Annotated in this window: 14 protein-coding genes; 5 read left to right on the top strand and 9 right to left on the bottom strand. The window is 60.4% G+C overall.

From position 1 onward, the window contains the following. Positions 1 to 13 precede the first annotated feature (13 nt). The 6 genes from DHV10_RS08180 to glyA form a co-directional block, all read right to left on the bottom strand. Positions 14 to 1,306 (bottom strand): CitMHS family transporter, encoded by a 1,293-nt coding sequence (locus DHV10_RS08180; RefSeq protein ID WP_109485874.1) that lies wholly within the window; start codon positions 1,304 to 1,306, stop codon positions 14 to 16. 158 nt (positions 1,307 to 1,464) lie between these two features. Continuing rightward, positions 1,465 to 1,689 (bottom strand): hypothetical protein, encoded by a 225-nt coding sequence (locus tag DHV10_RS08175; protein ID WP_239461387.1) that lies wholly within the window; start codon positions 1,687 to 1,689, stop codon positions 1,465 to 1,467. Between the two features lie 82 nt (positions 1,690 to 1,771). Next, positions 1,772 to 3,619, bottom strand: a complete 1,848-nt coding sequence (locus tag DHV10_RS08170; protein ID WP_109485872.1) for a glycoside hydrolase family 2 protein — start codon at positions 3,617 to 3,619, stop codon at positions 1,772 to 1,774. Between the two features lie 217 nt (positions 3,620 to 3,836). Beyond that, positions 3,837 to 4,382 carry a hypothetical protein gene (locus tag DHV10_RS08165; RefSeq protein ID WP_162601322.1) on the bottom strand — a complete coding sequence of 182 codons (546 nt, stop codon included), beginning with the start codon at positions 4,380 to 4,382 and terminating at the stop codon, positions 3,837 to 3,839. 112 nt (positions 4,383 to 4,494) lie between these two features. After that, positions 4,495 to 4,758: a hypothetical protein gene (locus tag DHV10_RS08160; protein WP_162601321.1), complete on the bottom strand. Its 264-nt coding sequence runs from the start codon at positions 4,756 to 4,758 to the stop codon at positions 4,495 to 4,497. Between the two features lie 432 nt (positions 4,759 to 5,190). Then, the gene (glyA, locus tag DHV10_RS08155; protein ID WP_109485869.1) at positions 5,191 to 6,501 is read right to left on the bottom strand and encodes a serine hydroxymethyltransferase; all 1,311 of its coding nucleotides are present in this window, start codon (positions 6,499 to 6,501) and stop codon (positions 5,191 to 5,193) included. A 121-nt stretch (positions 6,502 to 6,622) separates the two neighbouring features. On the opposite strand from glyA, the gene DHV10_RS08150 reads away from it, so the two are divergent. Both DHV10_RS08150 and DHV10_RS08145 read left to right on the top strand, forming a co-directional pair. Continuing rightward, positions 6,623 to 6,961, top strand: coding sequence for a PadR family transcriptional regulator (locus DHV10_RS08150; protein ID WP_109485868.1), 339 nt, complete (start codon positions 6,623 to 6,625; stop codon positions 6,959 to 6,961). Positions 6,962 to 7,000: 39 nt separating this feature from the next. Further along, positions 7,001 to 9,700 (top strand): ABC transporter permease, encoded by a 2,700-nt coding sequence (locus tag DHV10_RS08145; protein WP_109485867.1) that lies wholly within the window; start codon positions 7,001 to 7,003, stop codon positions 9,698 to 9,700. A gap of 106 nt (positions 9,701 to 9,806) precedes the next feature. Here DHV10_RS08145 and DHV10_RS08140 read toward each other — a convergent pair whose 3' ends face one another. Further along, the gene (locus tag DHV10_RS08140) at positions 9,807 to 10,580 is read right to left on the bottom strand and encodes a DUF1223 domain-containing protein (RefSeq protein WP_109485866.1); all 774 of its coding nucleotides are present in this window, start codon (positions 10,578 to 10,580) and stop codon (positions 9,807 to 9,809) included. A 219-nt stretch (positions 10,581 to 10,799) separates the two neighbouring features. On the opposite strand from DHV10_RS08140, the gene DHV10_RS27525 reads away from it, so the two are divergent. Further along, on the top strand, positions 10,800 to 11,408 hold the full coding sequence (locus tag DHV10_RS27525; protein ID WP_204101367.1) for a hypothetical protein: 609 nt from the start codon (positions 10,800 to 10,802) through the stop codon (positions 11,406 to 11,408). Between the two features lie 45 nt (positions 11,409 to 11,453). Continuing rightward, positions 11,454 to 12,335: a M23 family metallopeptidase gene (locus DHV10_RS08130; RefSeq protein ID WP_109485865.1), complete on the top strand. Its 882-nt coding sequence runs from the start codon at positions 11,454 to 11,456 to the stop codon at positions 12,333 to 12,335. A 7-nt stretch (positions 12,336 to 12,342) separates the two neighbouring features. Here the strand turns inward: DHV10_RS08130 and DHV10_RS08125 are convergent, their stop codons facing one another. Together DHV10_RS08125 and DHV10_RS08120 are read right to left on the bottom strand one after the other, a co-directional pair. Beyond that, on the bottom strand, positions 12,343 to 13,668 hold the full coding sequence (locus tag DHV10_RS08125) for an alpha/beta hydrolase family protein (RefSeq protein ID WP_109485864.1): 1,326 nt from the start codon (positions 13,666 to 13,668) through the stop codon (positions 12,343 to 12,345). 15 nt (positions 13,669 to 13,683) lie between these two features. After that, on the bottom strand, positions 13,684 to 14,103 hold the full coding sequence (locus tag DHV10_RS08120; RefSeq protein WP_109485863.1) for a vitamin K epoxide reductase family protein: 420 nt from the start codon (positions 14,101 to 14,103) through the stop codon (positions 13,684 to 13,686). Between the two features lie 94 nt (positions 14,104 to 14,197). Here DHV10_RS08120 and nadD point away from each other — a divergent pair, with 94 nt between their 5' ends. Continuing rightward, on the top strand, positions 14,198 to 14,917 hold the full coding sequence (nadD, locus tag DHV10_RS08115) for a nicotinate (nicotinamide) nucleotide adenylyltransferase (protein ID WP_109485862.1): 720 nt from the start codon (positions 14,198 to 14,200) through the stop codon (positions 14,915 to 14,917). Positions 14,918 to 15,017 lie beyond the last annotated feature (100 nt).

Below are 15,017 nucleotides of genomic sequence, written 5' to 3'. Positions count from 1 at the left end.
GCTGCTGAGTAGATTACAGCGGAAGGATGCGCAGGAGAACAGCTGTGATGGTCATCAACAGTGATGCAGCGAAGAGGAAGGGAATCGTGAAGCGCTGGTGCTGCGCCAGGGTGACGTCCGAAAGCCCGACGACGAGGTACGTGGCAGGGGTGAGCGGGCTGACAGGGAATCCGGTGGTGTGCAGTCCGAGCAGTGCCGCGTGCGCGACCGTGACGGTGGGCAGCCCCGCCGATGCGGCCGCGTTCGCGAGCACAGGCAGGACCCCGAAATAGAACGAGTCGGGATCGAAGAAAAGGCTCAGCGGCATTGAGGTGCAGGCGAGCGCGAGAGGAATCAGACGCAGCCCGTGCTGCGGGATGTGATTGACCACTACGGATGCCATCGCTGTGACCATCCCGGTGCCTTTCATGATCCCGGTAAACGAGCCTGCGGCGAACAAAATGCTCGCCATCAGGATGGCCGCCGGCGCATGTGCCGCAATGCGCTCCTGCTGCGCCTTCAGGCTTGGAAAGTTTACCGTGAGAGCGATAACGGTGCCGAGCATGAAAGCAATCGCCGGATCGATCTTGCCGCTGATCATCGTCCCGAGCACAACAAGCGTAATCAGCACGTTCAGCAGAAAGAAGGGCGGGCGCTCAACCTCCCGCGTCAATCTCGATTCAGCCGAAACGATATTAGGTATCATCGCCCGAGCTTCCAACCGCCGTTCTTCACGTCGGCCAAGCAACCATGATGTTGCAAATACAAAAATCAGGCCCACGATCTGCACGGCAATCAGCGGTGTGAAGAGCGCTGACGGAGAGAGATGCAGCGCCGCGGAGGCGCGCAGCGTTGGCCCTGTCCAGGGAAGAAAGTTCACCCCGGCTGCCATCGAAGCCACGCAAGCAAGGATGCGGCGATCGATGCCAAGCTCGTCATACAGGGGAAGAACCGCTGGAATCGTGACCAGGAAAGTAACTGCGCCCGATCCGTCCAGGTGAACAAGCAGGGCGAGCAGCGCGGTCCCCGGAACGATGCGCGATGGCTTTCGCCCGATAACGCGAAGCAGCCACGCGATGAACGGCTTCAGCATCCCCGCGTCTGTCATCGTGCCAAAGAACAGAATCGCAAAGACGAACATCCCAATTACGCCGGAGATGCTCTCGATGCCCGCGATCATGAACTTCCCGGTGCGCAACCCGAAGCCGCCAATCAAAGCGGCGACAACCGGAATGACAACGAGCGCGACGATCGGCGAGATCCTCTTGCTGAGGATCGCGGACATCAGTGCGAGAATGGTGAGCACGCCGAGCGTGGCGAGGAGCATGCGCGAAGCTTTCGGACAAACGTCTCAAGCGTGTTTCAAGAACAGTCTGTCTCAGCGGCACTACTTCACCCGTGCCGCATGAGATCAACAAAAGCTCGGAGCCTTTACAGCTGATGAGGGGGAGATGATTTTAAGTTCGATCGGCCGTAGGTATTCTCTTACTTCGACTTCGCTTTCTGCGCAGCCCAGCGCTTCCGCTGTGCCTCGGCGATCCGCTTGCGTGCCTCCGGGCTCAGTATGCGCTTCTTTCTTCTCTTGATTGGCCCCTTGGTTGATTTGTTGGCGGCACTCGACGAACTAATCGATCGTGAACCTGCAAGCAAAGAACGCACCTGAGTGAGTCTTGCGATCTCCGCGTCAATTTCGGCAAGGATGGATTCCATCGACATACTCAAAGCATAAATGAATCGTGCTGTCGAACATACAAGAAACTCGGTACTTACATACACGCAAGTGTGAGGTTACTTACTTGGGGTTACCGACTGTCCTCTCCTTGTATGCCTTCTGCAACACATAGAATGCCTGCTTCTTCTTGCCTTGTTCCGAAATAAGTCCCTTGCGATTGAACTCGTCCTGAATACCCGCAAGCGGCCTGTTCGGCGAGCGAAAATCCATAAGTATCCACGGGCTCATCCCGCGCAGTTGCGCAATCCTGTTCAGCATTGGCAGCTGATGACGATAGATATCTGCCTGGTATTCCTCTGTCCATCGTTCCTTGTCGCTGCCGTGCAAACCCGCCTTCGCCTCACCGCCAAACTCGCTCATGATCAGCGGCTTCTCATAGGCGATCTGCCATTGCGTCGTGTCCGCCTTATCAGGGCGCCCCTCATACCAACCGATATACTCATTCGTGCCGATAACATCGAGCACGTTCCCCAGCGGATCATCCACAATCTTGGTGTTCCCCTGTCCGCGCACCAGCAGAGCAGCCGTAATCAAACGCGTCGAATCCAGGCTGCGCGCCCGCGATGCCAGGGTCGAGATAAACTGCGTACGCGCCGGCGTATTCGGCGTTTCATTCGCCATTGACCACAGAATGATGGCCGCGTGATTGCGCGAAGTATTGATCTCCTCATCCAGTTGCTGCTCTGCCTTCGCAAGCACTTTCGGATTATCGAACTGCACTGCCCAGTACACCGGATTTTCTGACCACAACATCACGCCCATGCGATCCGCAGCCCGCAGCATCGTCTCGGCGTGTGGGTAGTGCGCGAGCCGCGCAAAATTCCCGCCAAGCTCCTTCACCCAGCCAAGCAGCGTCTCCGCGTCCTTGTTGGAGTAAGCCCGGCCCGTGCGATAAGGCGCCTCCGCGTGTATGCAGACTCCCCGCAGAAACACCGGCTTCGCATTCAGCAGAATGTCAGTGCCGTGAACTTCGATCGTACGAAACCCGATCAGCTCGTCAACAGAGTCCTCCCCCGCGCGAAGCACAATCTTGTAGAGCTTCGGCGTCTCAGGCGACCAGCGCTCAAGCCCCTTCACACTGAAATGCAAAGCCGTGCGCCCTTCAGCGCCAATCTCAGCCGAAGCACGTGCATGCAGCTCAGGAATCTGAACCTCAACGCTCGTTCCCTGTGCAGCGCCAACTACATGCACCCAACCCTCAATCACGCCGTCCTCATCCCGGCTGAGGTGCAGATCATATTGATCGATAAATCTCTCCGGAACCTCGATCAGCGAAACATCCCGCGTGAGTCCCCCGTAATTCCACCAGTCCGTCTCCAGCGTCGGCACATTGTCTTCATGCCGCGTGTTGTCCGCCGCAGCCACAACGAAGTTGCCCCCCGCGTGCAGTGCCTGCGTAACTTCGCAATTAAACGAAGTAAAACCGCCCTCGTGCTCGCAGACCTTCTCTCCGTTCACCCAGAACCACGACTTGTAATTCGCCGCACCCACGTGCAGAAAGATGTGCGTCTTTGGCTTCGGGTCATAAGAGAAGTCCTTCTCGTACCAGACCGGCCCCTCGTAGTACATCAGCGATTCACGCTGCGTATTCCAGTCTCCCGGAACCGTCAACTTCGCAGCCTTCCCAAAGTCGTACTCCGTCGGGAAAGGATCATCCGGCTTGGCCTTATAGTTCCTGAACCAGCCGTTCTTCTTCTCCTCATGATGAAAGCTGAACAACCCCGAGAAGTAAGGATCAACAATCGTTGCCCAGTCACCATCCAGCGACATCGCCGGCCTTCTATCCGCACCCGTCAGCACAATCGGCGCAGCAGTGGCCGTTCCTGACGCCCCACGAGCAAATGAGCCAGTCAGCAGTGTCGCGACAAAACTCGCAGTCGCACAAAACTTCAAAAAGCGCCAAGCCATGAATACATCCTTTATCGAGATACTGGAGAGCCACAGCCGCCACTAAGGCAGAGGCGCTCTCTGCAAACGGCCCATCTTATCGCTACACGCCACAACATGTACATGCGATCTACGCACAACTCTGCAGCGATCTGATGACGACACAACAACGCCCGCTGAACCTGCACACCCTCACAATTCACTCCAGTGGCTGAAGCTTCCGTGCGCACGGCAACCCCTACAGCGGCCCCATGAACATCACATGCACATACGTCCCAAGTCGGACGTTGTAAGCCAAATACCAGCCGTCATGATCCGGATCCGGATAAATGACAACTTCATCCGCATCCCAGTCCCAGTCGCTGCAGAACGCGAAGTCCGCCGGCGCGACGCTCCAGTACCAGTTGTTGAATCGAAACCGCGTCGGCCCTCCGCCCGTCAGCTCCCATCGGTGCGCGGGCCCAAATCCGCCGCTGAAACGGCCGTGCTCCCACGGATGCTGCACGCGATACCGGTCGTCATCGCGCCCCGTGTCGTGTCCCACCCACTTATTTCCACGATCCACATGCGGCGCATTGGGATGCCCCTTCTGGTCCGCATAAGTGCGCTCCTGCACCTTCTGCTGTCGCATACTGCCCGTCTTGTGAGCGGGAGTAGTCCTGGGTGCTCGGTAAGGCGCCGGTCCGCGCGCCGGCGGCGGCAAAACCGAACCGCCATGCTCCTGCGCTACCACGATCCCGCCTGCAGACAAGATAACCGCCACAAACATTTTCAAGCAGCGCATCACTCCCCCTACTCACTACTCCCTGAACCATCTAACCAGCTCTCGCTCGCCTGCAACAAAAAGAAAAGGCGGCCCACACGGCCGCCCGTTCCTCATTCTTAACTACGCCGATCTATCTCCCCAGATACATCACATGCACATAAGTCCCGAGGCGCAGGTTATACGCCAGATACCAGCCCTCGTGGTCCGGGTCCGCATAGACCGAAACACTATCCGCGTTCCAGTCCCAGTCGCCGCAGTAACCCGCATCATATGGCGCTACGTTCCAGTTCCACCCGCTGAAGGTGAACCGCACAGCCGACCCGCCATCCAGCCGCCAGACATGCTCGCGTCCGTATCCGCCCTCCCAGCGCCCGTGCTCCCACGCGTTCTCCATCCGATAGTGCTCGTCGTTGCGCCCCGTGTCGTGCCCGACCCAGTGCCCTCCGTCCACATGCGGATAGTAAGGATGCCCGTGATGATCCTGAAAATCCCAGCCCTCATAGTACTGATGCGGATGGCCGTGATACTCCCGCGGCCCCTGACCGGAGCCGTGCGCGAATACTCGCGATCCACGCGATCCGTATGATCATCGTGTTCCGCGAAAGCTGGAAGACTGAAAGCGAGGATGCCCGCAACTGCAAGGGGTGCGATGCGCATGGTTCCTCCTGAATGCCCTCAGGAGAAACCCGCAGACACAGAGAACCTGAAGGCGGCGAGCCGAAGTGCACCCACTCTAGCCCACCTTCAGAAATCCCGATGCATTACTTAAGGCCTGTCGGCCATTGTCACGAAGTCACGAACTCCAGCAAGCATCTCTAAGTTGAACTTAGGCAACGACCGCGGCTGCAGCTCGCCGCCACGCATACAGCGGGAACCGGGTCGCCATCTCCGCAACCTCGCCGCGAATCCGGTCCAGGGCCGCATCGTCGTTGCGCTTCTCCAGCGCCTCGGCAATCCACTGCCCGATCACCCGCATCTCCGCTTCCCTCATGCCGCGCGTCGTCAACGCCGGCGTGCCGATTCGAATTCCCGACGGCTTCAGCGGCGGATTCGTATCGTACGGAATTGCGTTCTTATTCACCGTGATCCCAGCCTTGCCCAGCGCCGCCTCGGCTTCCGACCCCAAGATGCCCTTCTGGAAAACGTCCACCAGCATCAGGTGATTGTCCGTCCCGCCCGACACCAGCCGATAACCCGCCTCCTGCAGCGACTCCGCCAGAGCCTTCGCATTCGACACAATCTGCGCCGCATAGCTCTTGAACTCCGGCCGCAGCACCTCGCCAAACGCCACCGCCTTCGCCGCAATCACATGCACCAGCGGACCGCCCTGCTGCCCAGGGAACACCGCCATGTCGATCGCCTTGCCGATCGTCTGCTCCGCCTTCTCGCCCACCTGGTAGTTCTTCCCGGCGAGAATCATGCCCGCGCGCGGCCCGCGCAGCGTCTTGTGCGTCGTAGTCGTCGTAATGTGCGCGTGCGGAATCGGTGAGGGATGCGAACCGCCCGCCACCAGCCCCGCGATGTGCGCCATATCGAAGATGTAAACCGCCCCAACCTTGTCCGCGATCTGCCGCATCCTTGCAAAATCCCACAGCCGCGGATACGCGCTCGCCCCGCCGATAATCGCCTTCGGCTTCTCCCGCGCCGCAATCGCCTCGAGCTCATCGTGATCAATCACTTCCGTATCGCGCCGAACCGTGTAGAACGTCGTCCGGTACAGCTTCCCGCTGAAGCTCAGCTTGTGCCCGTGCGTCAGGTGACCGCCATGCGCCAGGTCCAGGCCCAGAATCGTATCCCCCGGCTGCAGCACCGCCATGTACGCGCCCGCATTGGCTTGCGATCCCGAGTGCGGCTGCACATTTGCAAACTCCGCTCCGAAAATCTGCTTCGCCCGGTCCCGCGCCAGGTTCTCCACCACGTCGGTGTACTCGCAACCGCCGTAGTACCGCCGCCCCGGATACCCCTCGGCGTACTTGTTCGTAAACACCGAACCGGCCGCCTCCAGCACCGCTTCGGACACAAAGTTCTCGCTGGCAATCATCTCCAGCCCTTCGTGCTGGCGAAGTGCTTCGTGGTCAACAGCGGCTGCTACTTCAGGATCGGCTTGGGCTAGGGAAAGGGCCATGCGGTCGGTCATACGAGGATTCTACGGCATTCCGCGCCCCGCAATCAGCATGCATTTGTGACGAAATCACAACCGTTCCTGTTGACATTCAGCCTATGACACGCCTATATGTTGAATCTCAACAGGAGCAGAAATGGGCGACAACAAATCTGAAGTTCTGCAGGGCACACTCGACCTGATGGTGCTCAAGACCCTTGAAACCATGAGCCCCCTCCACGGCTACGGCATCGCCCGGCGCATCGAGCAGGTCAGCGGAGACTCTCTCGTACTCAACCAGGGCACCATCTATCCCGCCCTACTGCGCCTCGAACAGCGCGGCTGGATTAAGTCCGAGTGGGGCACGTCCGAAACCAACCGCCGCGCCCGCTTCTACTCGCTCAGCCGCATCGGTCGCAAGAAGATCGCCGAAGAAACCGAGAACTGGGAACGCGTTGCCGCCACAATGGCCCGCTTCCTGTCCTCCTCCAACTGAACGCGCCGCATCCCCGCATCCCGTATAAAGGAGCCGCTCATGGACTTCCTCCGGACCCTGCTCAGCCGCATAGCCGCACTCCTCGGCTGCCGTCATCGCGACATCGACCTGGACGACGACATCGCCGCCCATCTCGATCTGCTGATTCAGGAGCACATCGCCAACGGAATGTCCGCAGCCGATGCCCGCACAGCCGCCCTCCGCAGCTTCGGCGGCGTCACCCAGACAAGAGAAACCTACCGCATCGAGCGCGGCTTCCCCCGCCTCGAACAATTCGGCCGCGACCTCCGCTACGCCTCGCGCCAGCTGCGCCGTTCTCCCGGATTTACGCTCACCGCAGTCCTCACCCTGGCTCTCGGCCTCGGCGCCAACATCGCCGTCTTCTCCCTGCTCAATTGCCTCCTGCTCCGCCCCCTACCCGTCCCGCACGCCGACGAACTCGCAGTAATCAGCATCGTGCAGAACAATGACGAACACGGCCCCAACTACTCCTTCAGCTCGCCTTTTCTGCGAAGCCTTGAGAAGCATCACGACGGCTTCGACTCCATTGCCGGATTCTCCACCCGCCCGTTCCAGGTTCGCGACCAGGGCTCGAACGTGCGCGTACCCGGAGCGATGGTCAGTGGCCAATTCTTCTCGATGCTCGAGACTCCCCCCTCGCTTGGCCGGTTGCTCACTCCCCAGGACGATCGCGAGGGGCAGGCAAACGTAGCCGTCATCAGCGACAGCTACTGGAAAACCAGATTTCATCGCGATCCCGCAGTGATTCGCCAGACACTCACCATTGCCAACCAGCCCTTCACCATCGTCGGAGTCTTGCCCTCTAGCTTCACGGGTGCAGACCCAACCTATCGCCCGGAAATCTATGTCCCCGCCTGGGCCGAACCCATCATTGATGCGCCCTACAACGCCATGGCCGACGGATATCACTCCTGGTGGATGCGCATGCTCGGGCGTCGCGCTCCGAGCATCTCCCTCGAAAAAGCGAATGCTGCACTTGCATCGGTCTCCAACCCCGTCCTCGATGAGTCCATTCCCGATGCGAAGTGGATCAAGGACGCTCGCTCGCACCACTTTCGCTTTGCCGCAGAACCCGGCTCTCGCGGCTGGTCCTTCATGCGCGACACCTTCCGCAAACCGCTGGTCGTCGTCTTCGTTCTCTGCAGTGCCATGCTGCTGCTCGCATGCATCAACCTCGCCAGCCTTCTCATGGCCCGTGCCGCCGCCCGCGAGCGAGAGCTCGCCACGCGCCTCGCCATGGGCGCGTCGCGCATGCGCCTCATCCAGCAGCTTCTTGTCGAGAGCCTGCTCATCTCCGTGCTCGGCACCGCAACCGGACTCATCGCTGCTCCAGCCGTCAGCCGCTCCCTCGCCACCGTCCTCATCGGCAACGCGGGCGACTTCATCATGCTCGACACTTCGCTCGACATGCGCGTGCTTGCATTCGTCGCCCTCATCGCAATCCTCTCCACACTGCTCGTAGGCCTCGTTCCCGCACTGCGGGCAACCTCAAAGGGCCTCAACGAGCAGATCAAGTCCGGAACTCAATCGGTTCACGCCCGCCAGCATCGTCTCCTTCCACGCCTGCTCATGAGCACGCAGGTTGCCCTCGCTCTCATCCTCGTCACTGGCGCGGGGCTGCTCGCCACCAGCCTGCAACGCTTGCACGGAATCGACATTGGCTTTCAACCTGAAGGGCTCGTCAATGTCAGTCTGCAAGTAGATAAACAAAGCCGAGACGGGGACGCCCTTGTCGCCTGGTATCGCCAATACCTGGATGGACTCGCTCGCCTCCCCGGAGTCAAAGCCCTGGCCTACGTCAGCTTCCCACCCATGAGCGGTGCAGTCTGGACCGAAGATATGCGCTCCAGCATCAGCAACGGCGATCAAAACGTCTACATGAACTGCATCTCGAGCGGCTATTTCACCACGCTCAAGATCCCGATCCTTGCCGGCCGCGATTTCCGGTGGAGCGACACCTCGCCCTCGGGGCTCAAAATCATCCTCAGCGAAGCCGCCGCGCAGAAGCTCTTCCCCGGCCAGAACGCCATAGGGCAATCCGTTACGCAGACCGATAGTAAGGAAACGAAGAAGGTCTTTCAGGTCATTGGTGTAGTTGGAGGCATTCACTACGTAGACCTCCGCGAGAAAATGCTCCTCGAGGCCTATGTTCCTTTAACCCAGAATACGGATCACAAGCCAAGCTATGTCGCAGTCGCCCGCGTCGACGGTTCAGCTGTACCATTGGCGACCGCCGCCCGCCAGCTTGCCGCGAACATGGCTCCCGAAATCCCCGCTCCCGTTCTCACGCCGATGATGATGAATATCGATGGCTCCATTGCCTCCGAACGCATGATGGCCATGCTCGCCGTCTTCTTCGCCATCTGCGCACTGCTCGTCACCGCTATCGGCCTCTACGGAACGCTCGCGTACTCCACCGCGCGCCGCACCAGCGAGATCGGCGTCCGCATGGCCCTCGGCGCACAACCCGCGCAAGTGGTCAGTCTCGTCTTCCGGGAAAATGCCTGGATCGCCGTCTATGGTTCGCTCGCCGGGCTCATCGTTGCCTGGTTCGCCGCCCGCGCCCTCACCACGCTCCTTTACAACACTTCGGCGCGCGATCCCTGGGTGCTCATTGCTTCCGTTGCTCTGCTCATTGCGATTGCCAGCGCCGCATCCCTCGTCCCAGCCATCCGCGCCGCACGCGTCGACCCTAGCACTGCTCTCCGCGCAGAGTGACAGTCAGAGTTGTTTTGAAAGGGCACGGCTTCAGCCGTGCCGAAAAGCCGCGCAGAAGACGTGGGCTTTAGCCCCTGAGGGATCCTTTTCAATCGCATTCCGGCGTCTAACGCAACGCCTGCTCCGCCGCTGCAATCACGCGCCCCGTCTTGACGTCGGTCGCAAACACCACCAATCGCATCTGCCCTTCGATGCTACCCGTCTGCGCCTCCATGCTCAGCGCTCGCCCATCCGCAACTACCCCGTCCATCTCCTTCATCGCGCGCACCACCGCGGTGTGATGCAACACTCTCCCCGCGTTCTCTCCCCGCGCCACTTCGGAGTGCGTTGCATTCGCCGCCAGCACAACCACTAGCTTCAAGCCCTTCGACGCTTCTCCGCGAACCGCAAACCGCACCACGCAGTGATCCCACCTCGCATTCTCGATTTCCAGGTTCATCTTCGGCATCATCGCGGCCTTGCTTACCGCAGCCACCATCGCATGCTCATCGCTGCCCACAAACTGGCTTGCACCGTCCACTACGGCCTGCGGCGTGTACGCAGAATTGAGCCCGAACCGCCGCACATACTCCTCCTGCCGCTGTGTGGCAATATCCAGCGAAAATGGATCGCGCCAGCCAAGATGATCCCAATACGTCACGTGTTCGCTCAGCACAATCGCCTCGACGCCAGCAATTGGCTGCTTCGCATCCAGCCTCGCCAGCAGCGCATCCGCCGGCGGACAGTCCGAACAACCCTCCGACGTAAACAACTCCACCAACACCGGCACCCGCGCCTTATCGCTCGACTGCGCTACTCCCAACAGCGCGTGCAGACTCCAGATCCAAACAGCCGCAACCAGCGCAATTTTCCGAACTCGTATCCACGCGGAGAAAGCCATACAAACCTATGACTCCGAAATCTCCTCGCGGGTTACAGCGCTCCGCACACTACCGGTACTTCCGTCATGCAACGCCCGAACTCAATGACCGTCGTGCCACGTTCAACGAAATTTGCTTGGACTCTCCGAAACTTCCGATGTGAGCATGGGTCAGGTACAAACACCGGGCCTCACAATTAGCAACAGATCATTCAGCCGAGGCCCGCTGGAGAGAAAGACATGCGACGCACACTTCCCGTGATTGCCCTGGCTACCTTGTTCGCCACGGCCCCACTGTTTGCCCAGCAAACGCAGCCCACCGAGAAACCGAAGGAAGGCTCCGTCAACGACCGGCGCGAAGATCAGCAGCAGCGCATCGCCAACGGCGTGCAATCCGGCCAGCTTACCGCCGGCGAGACCAAGCGCCTCGAAACCCGCGAAGCTGGACTGAATCGCGAGATCAAGAATGACCGCGCCGCCAACGGTGGCCACCTCACCGCGCAGGAGCGCCGCCAGGTCAACCGCCAGCAGAACAACCTGAGCCGCTCCATCTACGCTGATAAACACAATGCCGCACAGGCGCACTATGGCAACAACGAAGTCGGCCAGCGCCGCGAAAACCAGCAGGACCGCATCGCGCAAGGCATCCGCAGCGGCCAGATGACTGCCGGCGAAGCTGCCCGCACCGAGAATCGCGAGCAGAACATCAATCGCAGCATCGCTGCCGATCGCGCAGCCAATGGCGGCCACCTCACCGCGCAGGAACGTCACAGCATCAACCAGCGCCAGAACAGCGTCAGCCGCCAGATCTATCGCCAGAAGCACAACAATAGAGTTGCACCTAAATAGCTACGATCCCTCCCCCTCAATCGCAGAGCCGGTTATGCTGAACCCATGACCGGCTCTCGCACTTTCCGGCTGCTTCCATCGCTTCTCCTTCTCGTAGCCATCGCATCCGCGCAGTCTCCTCGCAAATCCACACCCGACTTCACCATCACGCCCGCAATCGTCGAAGCTGGTTCTCCGGAGCTGATCACCCTCTCCGCGCGCGATATCACCAGCATCGAAGGCGACTGGTTCGGACACAAGCTCGAGTTCTTTCACCGCGACGGCAAATGGATCGCCTTGGCCGGCGTTGACGTCGAAGCAAAGCCCGAAGCAACATCGCTGCACATCACCGCGCAAACGCCAACCGGACCGCGCGACTTCACCCGCACCGTCGAAATTCATCCCGCCCACTACCGCACCGGCAAGCTCACCGTCGCTCCCAAATTCGTAGAACCAGATCCCGAACAACAAAAAGAAATCACCGCCGATTCCGAAATCAAAACAAAAATCTTCGCCGCCAGCGCGCCTCAACCGCTCTGGCAGGGCAGCTTCCACGCACCCGTCAAGCTCCCACCGACTGACAGCTTCGGCACCCGCCGCATGTTCAACGGCAAGCTCGCCAGCATTCACAAAGGCATGGACTTCCGCGCCCCATCAGGCACCGTCGTTCGCGCCTCGAACAGCGGCGTCGTCGTCCTCGCGCGTCCGCTCTACTTCGAAGGCAACTGCGTCGTCATCGACCACGGCCTCGGTCTCTACACGCTCTTCATGCACTTCAGCCGCATCGATGTCCACGAAGGCCAGCACGTTGACGCCGGCGATAAGCTAGGCCTCAGCGGTGCAACGGGCCGCGTCACCGGCCCACACCTGCACTGGGCCGTGCGCTGGCAGAACGCCTACCTCGACCCCGCCAAGCTCCTGCACCTGAATTTGAATACGATCCGCTGAGAAGCGATCAGCGCGAGACCAGGTCTTCCTCCGCTTCAACCGGCTGCTCGATCCGCGACGCCTGCGCGCCCGCCTTTTCCTTCCGCAGCGCCTTGAATGCACGGTACACGAACGATCCCATGTACCAACCATCCATGTACTGAAATGGAGTCTCTCCCGTCGTGTAGTGTCCGCAGGGCAATACGCGCTTCTCGAAGTTGAGCCCCACGCGCGTAAACGCATCCACAACCTGCAGCGAGTACTCCTTCGGAAACGTCAGGTCGTAGTCCGCATAAACCAGAAGAATCTTCTTGCGGAGCCCATCCACTTCCTCACTCGCCATCCGCTCGTAGTAACTCACAGGACTGATCGCCGACCACAGCGCGCGCAGCCGATCCTGCGTCAACCCCGCCTCTTCCAGCGCCTTGCGGATATGCCGCGTGCTCTGTCCCGCCCACACCACATCTCCAAACGCCGTCGAAGCATGATTGAACGCATTCACGCGAATCCGCTTGTCGTGTGCGCTCGCCAGGAACGCATAGCACGATCCAAGACTCGTTCCCAGCACGCCAAACTGCTCGTACCCCTGCGTCTCCAGCCAGTCGATGCAGCAGCGAATATCCACCACCGCCTGCCTGCACGCGGAAATCGTCCGCCCAACATTCGCGCTCACCGCGTAGTCCGACCGCTCCAGCTCCGCCGGCCGCCGGATATCGTGATACGGCTTTGACAGCCGCAGCGCCGAAATCCCCATGCGATTGAAAATCGCGCACAGCGCGTTATGGCTGAACGCATCCGCATTCCATTGCGGCATCACCACAATCGCCTGCTTCGGCCTGCCCGGATCCTTGTGTTCTGGTTTCGGGGTCCCCGGCGACGGGTCTTTGTCGCTGGGGTGATGAGCGGGGTACCAGCGCGCATTCACCATGTCATTTTCCGAATACGGTGTCCGCTCCGGCGACGTGAACCGCAAAAACTGCGCCTTCCCGGTCTTTCCTTCCGCCGCCAGCCGCTTGATCTCCGCGTCCTTCGCCAGCGTCTCCGGCCTCACGTTGGTCGGAAACAACTCAGGATGCCGCTCTTCCAGCCTGAAATCCGTCGGCCTCTCATACCCAAAGAAAACATCGCTATGCCGAATGAGCAACTGATTGATGCGCACCATCGCATCTTCTGCAGCCGCATCATCGCGCATTGCTTCGGGACCGGGCAGTGCAGCAGCAAACCCATGGGTCTCAAGGAACGGCTCAAGCCATTCGAATCCCCACTCCAGTGGCCGCACTATCCGATTTTCATCGCGCGTCGTGAGCCGCGTCTCCCACTCATACATCCAGCGCGCGTACTGTTTCCTGAACATGTCCTGTGTTCAAGTTTACCAGTGCCAGCGATTCCGCCTCCGCTTGCTCGCCTCTACAAACATCCAGAAGATGTCCAGCACCGGAATCGCAGCGATGATCCCCAGCGAGATCACGCAATACAAGCACCACACGCCCAGCACGTCGCGTTCGATGTGCGTCAGATAGAGCGAGAATCCCAGCCCCGCCAGCGACGCAATCAGCACTGCAGCCCTCTGCTTCGCCAGCCCAAGCCACAGAATAATTAGATAGCCCAGTATGCCGATCAGCGCCACCGGAATCCCTTCAATCACCGCATACGAACTGTGGTTCACAATCCCGCAGTCCCATTTCTCGTTGATCGAGCATGGGCTGGTCGTCGTGGAGTAGTGCACCTGCAGCGCCAGTCCAGACACAATTGCACCAGCCAGCGCAAAGATCGCAAGGATGTATCGCATCGTGCATCTGATGCTACCGCATCCGTCGCCTCCCTAGGAATCTGCCGCGCCGATCCTACGCTCGCGCCCCCTGCCCATCCGCTACCATGAACCCATGCATCCCCCTGCCTCCGAACCTCGTCGCATCGCGTTCTTTGGCGGCAGCTTCGACCCTCCCCACATGGGGCACCTGGGCATCGCCCGTGCCGCTCAGGCTCTTCTCCAACTCGACACAGTCCTCTTCACGCCCGTCGGATCGCAGCCGCTCAAGCCGCTCGGCTCAACTGCCAGCTTCGAAGATCGCGTCGCGATGACGGAGCTCGCCATCAGCAGTCTGCCCAACTTTGCCGTCTCCTTCGCCGACGCCCCTGACCCCTCCGGCGAACCAAACTACTCCATCGACACTCTGCACCGTCTTCAGGCGCAGTTCCCATCCGCCCAGCTCTTCACCCTCATGGGTGCGGACTCCTTCCTCAGCCTTCGCCGCTGGTATCGCGGAGCGGACATCCCCTTCCTCGCCCCGCTCATCGTCGCCTCCCGGCCCGGCCAGGAGCTGCACCATCTGTCTTCCGAACTCCCCGATGGCCTCTCCATCGCCGCAGACCCGCAAGCCGCCGCCAACCGGCCCGGAACTCTCGAGGTCTACCTCATCCGCAACACCTCCGGCGCCGAAGCCCCCCTCTACCTGCTGCCGGGACTCGAAATCGAGATCAGCGCCTCCGAAATCCGGCAGAACGTCAGCGCGGCCCTCGATCGACTCTGCGCCGAGCACAGCATCCTTCCTGCCGCAGTCTGCGACTACATCTCTACCCACCACCTCTACCAGCTCGCGTAACCATCCGGCCGACAAACTCCACCCCGAAGACCCGCCCCCCTTCAGCCCCGTCGCTCCCTGCCGACACCACGCATACAAAGCCCATTCCTTTGCTATACGA

The sequence above is a fragment of the Occallatibacter savannae genome (genome assembly GCF_003131205.1).
Taxonomy (GTDB): Bacteria; Acidobacteriota; Terriglobia; order Terriglobales; family Acidobacteriaceae; genus Telmatobacter; species Telmatobacter savannae.
Note: the sequence above shows the minus strand (reverse complement) of the source record. Positions and strands in the feature narration are given on the sequence as shown.